Origin of the sequence: Streptomyces sp. CGMCC 4.7035 (assembly GCF_031583065.1) — a bacterium.
Classification (GTDB): Bacteria; Actinomycetota; Actinomycetes; order Streptomycetales; family Streptomycetaceae; genus Streptomyces; species Streptomyces yaanensis.
The window spans coordinates 4,600,436-4,611,796 of sequence record NZ_CP134053.1; the positions used below are offsets into that span (position 1 = coordinate 4,600,436).

The following is an 11,361-nucleotide window of genomic DNA, read 5'->3' on the forward strand; positions in this document are numbered from 1 at the left end:
GTTTCCCTTCTCACGGGCGGCGGTGCCGGCCACCGCCGCTTCACGCGTCGGGTACCCGACAGGACCGCGGCTGCACGTGCTCGCCGTGGCTAATCCGGCCTGCTCCGGGTGCGGGCTCCGCCGTCCGTCCGCCGGTCCGTACAGGCTTCGGGGAGGCGTTCATGGGTACCCAGGACGGGGCACGCACACATGATCGCGTGGCACGCTCCGCCCCCGCGGTGAGGTCACCCGCCTCGGGGCCGTCGCCGCGCGGACGACTCGTCGGAAGGCGCCACGCCCATGACCGAGAACCCGCTCAAGCGCATGACGGACAAGCCGGCGGACGCCCGGCGCGACGATCGCCCGGCGGACGGCGTCCCCCGTGGGCCCGGGGCCGAGTCGCCTCCCGTGGCGGAGCCGACCACCCCCAGGCCGCCGCTGCCGCCCAGGCCCGACCAGACGGCTCCCGAGACCGTCAGCCCCACCGGTCGTCCCACAGAAGCGGAACCGACGGCGCGGGCCCAGGCCGGTCCCTACCTCACCACCGCACAGGGAAACCGCCTCTACGACACGGACCACTCCCTCAAGGCCGGTGACCGCGGGCCCGTCCTGCTCCAAGACCACCATCTGCGCGAGAAGATCACCCACTTCGACCACGAACGCATCCCCGAGCGGGTCGTCCACGCCCGCGGGGCCGCGGCCCACGGCGTCTTCCAGGGCTATGGCACCGCCGCGAGCGTGACCAGGGCTGCCTTCCTGCAACGCGACGTCGAGACACCGGTGTTCGTACGGTTCTCGACCGTCCTGGGCTCGCGGGGGTCCGCCGACACCGTGCGCGACACCCGCGGCTTCGCGACGAAGTTCTACACCAGCGAGGGCACCTTCGACCTGGTCGGCAACAACATCCCGGTGTTCTTCATCCAGGACGCGGTGAAGTTCCCGGACGTCATCCACGCCGGAAAGCCGCACCCCGACCGGGAGATCCCGCAGGCGCAGAGCGCCCACGACACGTTCTGGGACTTCGTGACCCTGCACACCGAGGCCACCCACCACACGCTGTGGAACATGTCCGACCGCGGCATCCCGCGCTCGTTCCGGATGATGGAGGGCTTCGGCGTCCACACCTTCCGGCTGGTGACCGCGGAGGGCGTGACCACGCTGGTGAAGTTCCACTGGAAGCCCCGGCTCGGTGTCCACTCCCTGGTGTGGGAGGAGGCCCAGCTGATCGGCGGCATGGACCCGGACTTCCACCGGCGTGACCTGGCCGACGCGATCGAGGCGGGCGCCTACCCACAGTGGGAGCTGGGCATCCAGACCTTCCCGGACACCCCGGAGCAGACCTTCGAGGGCATCGACCTCCTGGACCCCACCAAGATCGTCCCTGAGGAGCTGGCGCCCGTGCAGCCGATCGGGCTGCTGACCCTGAACGCCAACCCGACGAACTTCTTCGCCGAGACGGAACAGGTCGCCTTCCACCCCGGCCATCTCGTCCCCGGCATCGACGTCACCGACGACCCGCTGCTGGCCGGCCGGCTCTTCTCCTACCTCGACACGCAGATCAGCAGGCTCGGCGGCCCGAACTTCGCCCAGATTCCGGTGAACCGCCCCCATGCCCCGGTCAACGACATGCTCCGGGACGGCATGCACCAGACCGCCGTGCACACAGGGGTGGCCCCCTACCGCCCCAACTCCCTCGACGGCGGCTGCCCGTTCCTCGCGGGGGCGGACACGCACGCGTACGTCGAGACGCCGGTGCCCGTGCCGGAGGCGCGGAAGGTACGCGGGGCCCCGGAGTCGTTCGCGGACCACTTCGGCCAGCCCCGGTTGTTCTGGCTGAGCATGAGCCCGGTGGAGCGCGAGCACATCGTGGCCGCGTACACCTTCGAGCTCGGTAAGTGCTACGAACAGGCCGTCAAGGAGCGGGCGTTGCGGGTGCTGGCCAACATCGACCCCGAGCTGTGCGAACAGGTCGCCGCGGGGCTCGGTCTGCCCGCCCCGGAGGCCACCGCGCCGCTGTTCGCCGCGGACGCCAGTCCCGCCCTGTCCCAAGTGGGGCGCACCTGGCCGCTGGACGGCCGCGTCATCGGCGTGGTCACGGACGGCACGAGCGATCTCGACGGCGTACGCACCGTGTGTGAAGCCCTCCACACCGCGGGCATGGTGCCCCTGGTCATCGCGCCGACCGGCGGGAAGCTCGACCCGGAGGGCGAGCCCATCACCGTACAGCGCACGTTCGCGACCGCCCGGTCCGTCGAGTACGACGCGGTCCTGCTGGCCGGAGCCCCCGAGCCCGCCGCCGACGCGTACGGCGCCCGTGATGCCAAGGCGGGAGAACCGGGCACCGACGGCGCGGTCGATCCACGGGTGCTGCTGATGCTGAACGAGGCGTTCCGGCACGGCAAGGTGATCGGGGGCTGGGCCGGCGCGCAGCGGGCCCTGCAGTCCGCGGGCATCCCTGTCGACGCGCCCGGCGTGGTGACCGCCGACACCGGTTCGAGCGCGCTGGACCGGATCACCCGCCTGCTGCCCGAGCACCGCGTCTGGAAGCGGTTCAGGTCGCGCGTATGACCGCTCCGGGTGTCGACCGTACGCGCCCGGGGACTCGGAAGGCCGGATACCGCCGAAGCACGTGAGAGCGGAGGAGCAGCACCATGCGAGCACTGACCTGGCAGGGGCGGCGGGACGTCCGTGTGGAGACCGTCCCCGACCCCCGTATCGAGAAGCCCGACGACGTCATCGTGAGGATCACGTCCTCCGGGATCTGCGGTTCGGACCTTCACCTGTACGAGCTGTTCGGCCCCTACCTGGATCCGGGCGACATCCTGGGCCACGAGCCCATGGGCATCGTCGAGGAGGTCGGACCGGAGGTGCACTCGCTCAAGCCGGGCGACCGTGTGGCCATACCGTTCAACATCTCCTGCCGCGACTGTTTCATGTGCAACCAGGGCCTGCACTCGCAGTGCGAGACGACACAGGTCAGGGAGCGGGGAACCGGCGCCGCGCTGTTCGGGTACACGAAGCTGTACGGGCACGTGCCGGGCGGGCAGGCGGAACTCCTGCGGGTGCCGTTCGGCAACAAGCTGCCCATCAAGGTGCCCGAAGGGCCGCCCGACGACCGGTACGTGTACCTGTCCGACGTGCTGCCCACCGCGTGGCAGGCGGTGGAGTACGCGGCGGTGCCCGGCGGCGGCAGCGTGACCGTGCTGGGCCTCGGACCCATCGGCGACATGTCCACCCGCGTCGCACGGCACCGCGGTGCCGGCCTGGTGATCGGTGTGGACCTGGTGGACGAGCGTCTGGAGCGCGCCGCGGCGAACGGCGTGACCTGCTTCGACGTGCGCCGACACAGCGGCAAGGACCTCACCGAGGCCGTACGGGACCTCACCGACGGCCGCGGCACGGACGCCGTGATCGACGCCGTCGGCATGGAGGCGCACGGAGCGCCGTTCGCCAAGGCGGCGCAGTGGGTGACCGGCCATCTGCCGGACGCCGTGGCACAGCCCCTGATGGAACACGCCGGAGTGGACCGGCTCGGGGCCCTGCACACGGCCATCGACCTGGTACGCCGGGGCGGCACCCTGTCGGTCTCCGGGGTGTACGGCGGCGCCGCGAGTCCCATGCCGCTGCTGACGATGTTCGACAAGCAGGTCCAGGTGCGCATGGGCCAGGCGAACGTGTGGAACTGGGTGGAGGACATCCTCCCCCTGCTCACGGACGAGGATCCGCTCGGCGTCGACACGTTCAAGACGCACGCCGTGCCGCTGGAGGACGGCCCCAAGGCGTACACGATGTTCCAGGCCAAGGAGGACGGGATGGTCAAGACCCTCCTCAAGCCCTGACCGGACGAGCCCGAGGTGCCCTGACCGTGCGAGTCCGAGGTGGAGTACCCATGCCGACGAACCTGTCGACCGATGACCTGCGGCACATCGCCGCGCGGCTGACCGCCGAGGCGGACGCGCTGCGCGTGGAGCTCTCGGCTGCCGAGTCGCAGATGACCGCCCTGTCCGCGGACTGCGATCTGGACGCGGGCGACGCGAGCGCGAAGACGGCCGCGCTGGACCGCCTGCGCCGGGATACCGAGCGGGCGCGGACGTTGCTGGACCAGGTCGTCGCCACCCTGCCCCGGGTGGGGGCACCGGGCTTCGGCCGGTGTGCGTTCTGCGGTGACGTCATCGGACGGGACCGTCTGCTGGCGGTGCCGCACACGGAGCTGTGCATCGTCTGCGCCCGGGCGGGGGCCGGTACGCCGGCGTGACGGCCCGATCCGGCATTCGTGTCGTGTGGCGGCCTGATCCGGGGATTCGGGAGCGTCGTTCCACCCGTGTACGCGGGCGGGCCCGCATCCGCCGCCGGACCGTCACACGTCCCGCAGGCCCAACGGCCGTCTGGCGTCGTCCGGCGTCGTCTGGCGGCCTGATCCGGGGATTGGGGAGGGTCGAGGGTCGTTCCGCCTGTATCCGCGGGCAGGCCCGTGTCCGCCGCCAGACCGTCAGATGTCCCGCGGGCCCAACGGCCGGGTGGCCGGCCCCTGGAGAATGCGGCCGTCGACGTCGAAGCGCGAGCCGTGGCAGGGGCATTCCCAGGCCTGCTCGGCGCGGTTGAAAGCGACCAGGCAGCCCAGGTGCGTGCACCGCGCCGACACGGCATGCACCTGCCCCGAGGCGTCGCGGAACACGGCGCACACGTGCGCGCCGACGCGCATCACCGCGCCCTCACCCGGAGCGATGTCGTCGACCGAACCGCCTGCCAGCGGCGCCAGCCGGTCCCCCACGAAGTGCTGGGCGACCTTGGCCTGGTACTTCAGGAGGGCGGGTGCCTCGCGCAGCACGGTGCCCACCCGGCGTGGGTCGTACAGCCGCGCCCACGGCGGCTCGCGCCCGTCGATCAGTGCGGACAGCAGGAGTCCCGCCATGATGCCGCCGCTGAGGCCCCAGCCGCCGAAGCCGGTGGCGACGTAGGTGTGACGGCTGCCCGCGTGCAGGGGTCCCACGAGCGGCACGGTGTCCGAGGAGTCGTTGTCCTGGGTGGCCCAGCGGTACGCGAAGTCGAGCGGCCCGAAGCGCGCGGTGGCCCAGTTGGTCAGGCGGCCGAATCGTTCCTCGACGTCCGCCGTGCCCGGCGTGAAGTGTTCACCGGTGATGATCAACAGGCGGGTGCCAGCGTGGTACGGGGCGGTCCGCAGGGAACGGGTGTTCTCTTCGGGGGTGATGTACATGCCCTGGGGAGCGTGTACGGGATCGATCGGCGCCGTGACGACGAGTTCGCGTCGTGGGGCGAGCCGGGCGAAGAGCAGCGCCCGGTCGAAGACCGGATAGTGGGTGGCCACCACGACGTCCCGGGCCGTGACCGTACGGCCCTCCTCGGTGGTCAGGCGGCACGGCTCGCCTTCGTGCAGACCGACCACGCGCGTGTGCTCGAACAACTGTCCGCCTCGGCGTGTCAGCGCCTCGGCGAGCGCGAGGAGGTACTTGCGCGGATGGAACTGCACCTGATCGGCCACCTCGACCGCTCCGGCCACGGGAAAGGGCAACTCGGTGTCGGTGACGAACCCGGCGGTCAGCCCCGCCTCCCGCGCGGCCTCCGCCTCCTCACGCAGTTCCGGAACACGGTCACGCTCCGTCGCGTACGTGAACGCCGGCGCGCCCTCCCAGTCGCACTCGATACCGAGTTCGTCCACGAGCTGCCGGGCCCTGCGAATCGCCTCCGTCTGGGAGCGGCCGTACAGCTTCGCCCCCTCGGCGCCGCGAGTGCGGCGCAGTCGCCGGTAGACGAGGGTGTGGAGCGCGGTGAGCTTGGCCGTGGTGTGGCCCGTGACGCCGCCGGCGAGCCGCTCGGCCTCCAGCACGGCGACGCTGCGCCCGCCCCGCGCCACCTCCCATGCGGTGCTGAGCCCCGCCATGCCGCCCCCGATCACGGCCACGTCGACGGTGATGTCCTCGGTGAGGGCCGGGTGGGGCATGCCAGGCGCCGTCTCGATCCAGTACGACGCCTGTGTGCCGGTGTGCTGGCTCATGGGGGCCGGGTTCCCCGAACGGGATCCCCGAAGCACCGATCAGCATGGGCGCGAGTCCGGCACGCCCACGCCGTCAGCGATCACGACGAGTCCTGCGAGGTCAGTCGACGCTCGGCAGGATATGGGGCTCGGCGAGGTCCTCCTCGTAGCCTGCCAGCCTGATGGGGGCGGACCTGGCCCACACATCGAGGCTGCCGAGCTCCTTCTCCGTCCGGCGGCCGCCACGCTCCCCGCGTTCCTTGGGGCGCTGATCGCTGTTCGTCTTCTCCGGTGTCACCGCGCACTCCTTTTGTGTCGGGTAACCCTCGGGACCTCTACCGGGCCAGCCTGCCGCTGCGCCCTCGACGTCCGCTCGGGTCTATGTCGAAAAGCAGGTCGGACGCGGTGGCGCCGGCAACTCGTGCGAGAGCAGGCCGTGGTGACCGGCTTGTCCCGGGACGGACTGTGGGTGTGGGTGGAACCCCGATGGGTGTCCGTCCAGTCCAGATTAACCAAATGAGCGGGTGCCCGCTCGATGGGGCTGAAACAACCAGGTAACTGTCTTGAGTCGTCCGGCACTCATTCGGCCCCATTTTTAACCAGTTTGATACTTGTCGCCACGTTTGAGGACCACCCATTCGGCGCATTGGTCGAACTGCTCAGCGGTACCGCGGGTGTGCGGATCGGCGCATACGGTGCTCAGTTCAAGTCCCGTTGGCCGATACGCAAGCTCGCCATGCTCTGCTGACGGTCGGCAACGGCTTTTCTCGCGGGAGGACTGACGCATGGAGCTGCGCAGCGTCGAGGAGCTGATGGATCTGCTGCACGCCTGCCGGGGCGCGTGGAACACCCGCGGCGGCGACCCGGTCGATCTGCACGACCACGCCCTGCAGACCGCGGCCCTGCTGCGCCGAAGTCACCCCGCCGACAAGGAACTCCAGGTGGCGGGCCTGGTGCACGCCATCGGCCGGCTGCTGCGGCCGGGCGACGACGCAGGGCACGCGGACCACGCGGCCCAGGCGATACGACCCCTGCTCGGCGAGCGGGTCTCCCGTCTCGTACGTCTGCACGCGGCCGCCCAGCGTCATCCGGGCGCCGCCTCACCGGGACGCGTGACATCCGCGCGGAGCGAGCCCGTCCTGCCCCGGCAGGGCCGGCCGACTACGCACGAGGAGGCGACCACAAGCGAACGCGACCCGCTGGCCGACGACGCGGTCACCCTGCGGCAGGCCGACGAGGCGGCCTGGGTGGCGGGCCTGGACGCCGGGGTCATGGAGGACTGGCGCACACTCCTGGAGTTGGTTGCGGCCCGGCACGCCCGGTTGGGGGCTGTCGACTGACAGCGCCCAACCGGGCGGCAGCCGCCAGGTCCTGTCGTCAAACTCCCGCCTGCCCTTCGGGCGGACGACGGGAGTTTGACGACAGGGCCTAGCCCTCCCAGGGCCAGCCCGCGTCCCGTCCCCGCGACAGCAGGTCGACCATGGTGAACAGTTGGTCGGAGAAGCCGCCGATCTCGTACCGGTTCGGCTCGCCGGTGTCGAGGGAGGCCTGCGCGTAGCCGGTCGTGTTGATGCCGAACAGCGGCACGTCGGCCGGAACCGCCTCGGACACCGACAGGTTCCGGCGCCCGTAGCCCCGCGGCCCCCAGGCGTATCCGCCGCGGGCGCCGCTCCCCGGGTACGCGAACGCCTGCATGTCCGACACGATCACCACGCGGTCGTGCCCCTTGAACGCCGTCTTGAGCGCGGCGACCGTCTCCGTGCCGTGTCCCACCTCACCGATCCGCGCGCAGAACGACTCCGTCTGCCGCAGCACGGATCCGCCCTTGGTGAGCGGGTGGTGGAACACACCGTCCGCGAACCCGTACAGGTCGACCTCGCTGCCACGCGCCGCCAGAGCCACACCGAAGAGGGCGCCGACGTCCACGTGTCGCACCGTGGACCTGGCCGACACGACGCCTTCCATCGACCCGGACGTGTCCACGAGGACGAGCGTACGGCCCGGCAGGTCCGGGATGTTGCCGGTGGCCGCGGTCAGCGCCTGCTCCAGGGCGTGCCCCCAGCGCAGCGACGGCGCGGCCCGGTAGGCGGACAGGAACCGGTACGGGAACTGCCGCGAGCGGCGCACCTCCTCCGGGTCCGCGAGGCGGCGGGCCACCAGCGCCGCGGTCTCGTCCGACACGCCAGCCTCGTCGAAGTTCCTCAAGTTCCGCGTCAGTGCCATCAGCCCCATCGACGGGATGACGGCCTCCCACGCGGCGGCGTCCATGGGGCCCTGGAGCCAACCGGCCAACGCCTCCCACGTCATGCCCGCGGCGGCCAGCCGCTCGGTGCCCGCCGGCGCGGTCACCACGGCGCGGCGCTCCTCGACGGGCAGCGCCATCAGCGCGCGGTGCGCGGTCAGGGTGCGGTTCGACGCGGGCGGTACCGCGGTGTCCGGGTTGTGGCGCCGGTCCAGCGCGTACTGGAACAGCTCGCCCTGCCACGGCTTGTCCGCGGCGGGGGCCGCGTGCACCAGGTTGAGGACATCGGCGAAGCGGTAGCCCTTCGACGCGGTGTCGTACTTCAGCAGCGCCTTGCCGTTGTAGAGCCGCTGTACGGCGTCGGCGACACCGCGCTTCACGGGCTTCGGCAGCCCGCGGCCGTACTGCTGCGCCCAGTAGCCGAGGAGTTCGCCCGGCTCGTCGGGACGCTGGAGCACCGAGGCGACGATCTGGCGGGAGCGGCCCGACAGCCCCGCGTCCAGCCGTGCCTTCACGAACTCGGCGGCGCCGACGACCGCCGCGGACCGCATGTTCGCCGAGCCGCGCAGCCAGCCGAGCAGGCCGGCGGTCCACTCGGGGTCCTCGACGGCCAACTGCCGTACGAGGTCACGGAAGCGGGCGTCGCGGTCGCCCGCCTTCTCGTAGAAGGTGTCCTGACCGACCATGTTGACGACCGACAGCAGGAACAGGTCGCTGCGCGCGTCCCGCACGTACGCCGCGCCACCCTCGTACGTGGTGGTACGCGCGCCGGTCGTGGTGACGGGCGCGGACGGGGTCGCGCGGGCACGACGGGTGTTGAAACGGGACATGGTGGAAACCTCGCTGCGGAGGAGAGGCCAAGCGGGGGTGCCCGAGATCAGGGAGGTGACGCGGTGCCCTCCGACAGGGCGGCAGGCCCTCTGGGGCCTGTATGGGTTCGAACCACGAAGAACGCGTGACCGGCACACCGGGCACCCCGGCGCTTTCGCCTCCCGAGATCGAATTCGGCGACGGAAACATGGTGTCCTGGGCCGCTGGACGACACCGGTCGCGAGACCGGCGGCGGGATTCGAACCCGCGTCTTTCTCTGTTCGAAGGAGAAGTATCCGTTGCCTGCGCACCGGGAGGTGCTGAGCTTCACAGTAGGAGGCACCGCGCCCAACTGACCAACGAATTAAGGCGCTTGTACCTCCGGGACGTAGAACTGGGCGCGGACGCGGCGCAGCCATGCCTCGACCACCGCCTCGTCGGGCCCTTCGGGCAGCACGCTGCGCGTCTCGTCGAAGGCGGCCTCGTAGGACCGGAGCAGCGGGAGCGCGACCGTGGCGTCCGCGGCCACGCGCTCGCCGAAGTCGTGGTACTCCTCCGGGTTCTCGACGCGGAGGGTCACTTCGCCGGTGGCGTAGAGTTCCAGGCCCTGGTGGCACAGCCGCTTGAGGTGACGGGCGTGCTTGGCGGTGCGTTTGCGGGTGTCCGCGGAGAAGGAGCCGTCGCCGCGCGCCTCAAGACGCCTGAACTGCTGGGTGGCGTAGCCGAGATAGGCGTCGCGGACACGCTTGGCGCACAGGAACGACGAACGGATGCCGATCAGCTCGTCGCCGAGCGGAGTCCGCACCTCGTACAACTCGTCCGGGAGCCATACGAGTTCGGTGGCGGTCGGGTTGCCGCCGAGGGCCAGCCGGCACCACTTCGCGGCCTCGTGCAGGGTGCGGTCCGGGGCCCTGCTGACGTGGGACTCCTTCGGCGGGTGCAGCCCGTGCAGCTTCTCGGTGGGCGCCGCGAACATGCCGAGCCGGTCGATGTCGGAGCCCTCGTGGGCGAGCCCGTACGCGGTCGAGCCGACGATGCCGGAGAGCAGGACGTTGGGGACGGTCACAGTCGGCCGCCTTCCTTCATGGTGGTGGCGCGGGAGGCCGGTTCACGCAGGGGACGCTAACCTCCGCCTGGCGCCAACGGCCAGCAATTTTTCATACGGCTGTGCGAGTAAAGCAGCCCGCCACCTGCCATCTGACAGCCCGTCATGAGACCCTGCGCGGATGACATCGCCGTACGGGCTCAAGGGCAAGGCGGCCATCGTCACCGGTGGCTCGCGCGGCATCGGACGGGCCGTCGCCGAGACGCTCGTGCGGGCCGGGGCACGCGTGTGTCTCACCGCGCGGGACCCGGACGCGGTGCGACAGGCCGCGGAGGAACTCGGCGGCGTCGGTCTCGCAGGCAGCGTCGGAGATCCGGCCCATCTGCGCGAGCTCACCGAACTCGCCCTGCGTGCGTTCGGGCGGATCGATGTCGTCGTCAACAACGCCGCGACCAACCGGCCCTATGGACCCCTGATGGACGCGGACCCCGACCAGTGGCGCGAAGCCTTCGCGATCAATGTCGAGGCGCCGCTACGGCTGGTCCAGTACGCCTGGCGGGCCTGGATGAGAGAACACGGCGGCGTTGTGGTCAATGTGTGCACCGAAGGGGCTGGGCACGTCGGTCCGAACGTGGGTGCTTATGGGACGAGCAAGGCCGCCCTGCTGCATCTCACGCGACAGCTCGCGGGTGAGCTGGCACCGAAGGTCCGGGTCAACTCGGTCTCCCCCGGTCTCGTCCGCACGGAGATGGCCCGCTTCGTCTGGGAGCACGCCGAGGGCGCCGTCGCCGCCGGGCTGCCGCTCGGCCGCATCGGCGAGCCCGAGGACATCGCGCGGGCCGTCGCCTGGCTCGCCTCGGACGCTGCGGAGTGGATCACCGGAGCGGATCTGCTGGTCGACGGGGGTACCGCGGTCAGAGCGGCGTACGCCTCCGGGAAGTCCCCAGGGGCGTACGCCGTCCATGACCAGTTGCGGTCGTCCGCGCCACGTCCTCAGTGACGATGGCGCTCACTTGTCTCGATCACTCACGGGAACAGAGCGATCCCGGCGAGGATCAACAGGATGATGCCGGCGATCATCGCGGCAGTGGCCCAGGGCCCGCGGTGCTTCAGCGGGACCGCGGATCCGCCACCGCGCGGCCGGTCCTCCGGCAGTACGGGATTCGCCGGACGGTCGCCCGCGTAGAACTGTTCGTCGGTCGGGTAGACGTTGCGGGGATCGCCGGCGGCGCGTGGATCTATCTCGTGTGGTGTGGCCATGAGACCTCCTCGCGCGGGTGCTCACCAGGGCCC

At 71.1% G+C, this 11,361-nt stretch carries 10 protein-coding genes and 1 tRNA gene; 5 read left to right on the top strand and 6 right to left on the bottom strand.

All coding sequences use genetic code 11. The annotated features are described in order from the left end of the window. Positions 1–279: 279 nt before the first annotated feature. The 3 genes from Q2K21_RS19765 (at position 280) to Q2K21_RS19775 (ending at position 4,234) form a co-directional block, all read left to right on the top strand. Positions 280–2,547: a catalase gene (locus Q2K21_RS19765; RefSeq protein ID WP_310772742.1), complete on the top strand. Its 2,268-nt coding sequence runs from the start codon at positions 280–282 to the stop codon at positions 2,545–2,547. A gap of 83 nt (positions 2,548–2,630) precedes the next feature. Continuing rightward, positions 2,631–3,818 (top strand): alcohol dehydrogenase catalytic domain-containing protein, encoded by a 1,188-nt coding sequence (locus Q2K21_RS19770; RefSeq protein ID WP_310772743.1) that lies wholly within the window; start codon positions 2,631–2,633, stop codon positions 3,816–3,818. Positions 3,819–3,868: 50 nt separating this feature from the next. Further along, complete coding sequence (locus tag Q2K21_RS19775; RefSeq protein WP_310772744.1) at positions 3,869–4,234, top strand: TraR/DksA family transcriptional regulator; 366 nt, start codon at positions 3,869–3,871, stop codon at positions 4,232–4,234. 234 nt (positions 4,235–4,468) lie between these two features. Here Q2K21_RS19775 and Q2K21_RS19780 read toward each other — a convergent pair whose 3' ends face one another. Both Q2K21_RS19780 and Q2K21_RS19785 read right to left on the bottom strand, forming a co-directional pair. Next, positions 4,469–5,992 carry an FAD-dependent oxidoreductase gene (locus Q2K21_RS19780; RefSeq protein ID WP_310772745.1) on the bottom strand — a complete coding sequence of 508 codons (1,524 nt, stop codon included), beginning with the start codon at positions 5,990–5,992 and terminating at the stop codon, positions 4,469–4,471. 100 nt (positions 5,993–6,092) lie between these two features. Next, the gene (locus Q2K21_RS19785) at positions 6,093–6,269 is read right to left on the bottom strand and encodes a hypothetical protein (RefSeq protein ID WP_310772746.1); all 177 of its coding nucleotides are present in this window, start codon (positions 6,267–6,269) and stop codon (positions 6,093–6,095) included. Between the two features lie 487 nt (positions 6,270–6,756). Between Q2K21_RS19785 and Q2K21_RS19790 the strand changes: the two genes are divergently transcribed. Beyond that, positions 6,757–7,311 carry a metal-dependent phosphohydrolase gene (locus Q2K21_RS19790; protein ID WP_310772747.1) on the top strand — a complete coding sequence of 185 codons (555 nt, stop codon included), beginning with the start codon at positions 6,757–6,759 and terminating at the stop codon, positions 7,309–7,311. 88 nt (positions 7,312–7,399) lie between these two features. On the opposite strand, the gene Q2K21_RS19795 is transcribed toward Q2K21_RS19790, so the two are convergent. From Q2K21_RS19795 to Q2K21_RS19805, 3 genes are all read right to left on the bottom strand, one after another. Further along, the gene (locus tag Q2K21_RS19795; protein ID WP_310772748.1) at positions 7,400–9,043 is read right to left on the bottom strand and encodes a TROVE domain-containing protein; all 1,644 of its coding nucleotides are present in this window, start codon (positions 9,041–9,043) and stop codon (positions 7,400–7,402) included. 224 nt (positions 9,044–9,267) lie between these two features. Further along, positions 9,268–9,338 (bottom strand) — tRNA-OTHER (locus Q2K21_RS19800). 49 nt (positions 9,339–9,387) lie between these two features. Beyond that, entirely contained in the window at positions 9,388–10,089 is a 702-nt protein-coding gene (locus Q2K21_RS19805; protein ID WP_310772749.1) for a nucleotidyltransferase domain-containing protein, read from the bottom strand. 160 nt (positions 10,090–10,249) lie between these two features. Between Q2K21_RS19805 and Q2K21_RS19810 the strand changes: the two genes are divergently transcribed. Continuing rightward, the gene (locus tag Q2K21_RS19810) at positions 10,250–11,068 is read left to right on the top strand and encodes an SDR family oxidoreductase (protein ID WP_310772750.1); all 819 of its coding nucleotides are present in this window, start codon (positions 10,250–10,252) and stop codon (positions 11,066–11,068) included. A 26-nt stretch (positions 11,069–11,094) separates the two neighbouring features. On the opposite strand, the gene Q2K21_RS19815 is transcribed toward Q2K21_RS19810, so the two are convergent. Continuing rightward, positions 11,095–11,328, bottom strand: a complete 234-nt coding sequence (locus Q2K21_RS19815; protein ID WP_310772751.1) for a hypothetical protein — start codon at positions 11,326–11,328, stop codon at positions 11,095–11,097. Positions 11,329–11,361: the final 33 nt, after the last annotated feature.

Bases quoted from the DNA above. Each gene is read 5' to 3' on its own strand.
- Q2K21_RS19775 (WP_310772744.1), top strand. From the start codon at position 3,869: ATGCCGACGAACCTGTCGACCGATGACCTGCGGCACATCGCCGCGCGG.
- Q2K21_RS19795 (WP_310772748.1), bottom strand. From the start codon at position 9,043: ATGTCCCGTTTCAACACCCGTCGTGCCCGCGCGACCCCGTCCGCGCCC.
- Q2K21_RS19770 (WP_310772743.1), top strand. From the start codon at position 2,631: ATGCGAGCACTGACCTGGCAGGGGCGGCGGGACGTCCGTGTGGAGACC.
- Q2K21_RS19790 (WP_310772747.1), top strand. From the start codon at position 6,757: ATGGAGCTGCGCAGCGTCGAGGAGCTGATGGATCTGCTGCACGCCTGC.
- Q2K21_RS19810 (WP_310772750.1), top strand. From the start codon at position 10,250: ATGACATCGCCGTACGGGCTCAAGGGCAAGGCGGCCATCGTCACCGGT.
- Q2K21_RS19815 (WP_310772751.1), bottom strand. From the start codon at position 11,328: ATGGCCACACCACACGAGATAGATCCACGCGCCGCCGGCGATCCCCGC.
- Q2K21_RS19780 (WP_310772745.1), bottom strand. From the start codon at position 5,992: ATGAGCCAGCACACCGGCACACAGGCGTCGTACTGGATCGAGACGGCG.
- Q2K21_RS19765 (WP_310772742.1), top strand. From the start codon at position 280: ATGACCGAGAACCCGCTCAAGCGCATGACGGACAAGCCGGCGGACGCC.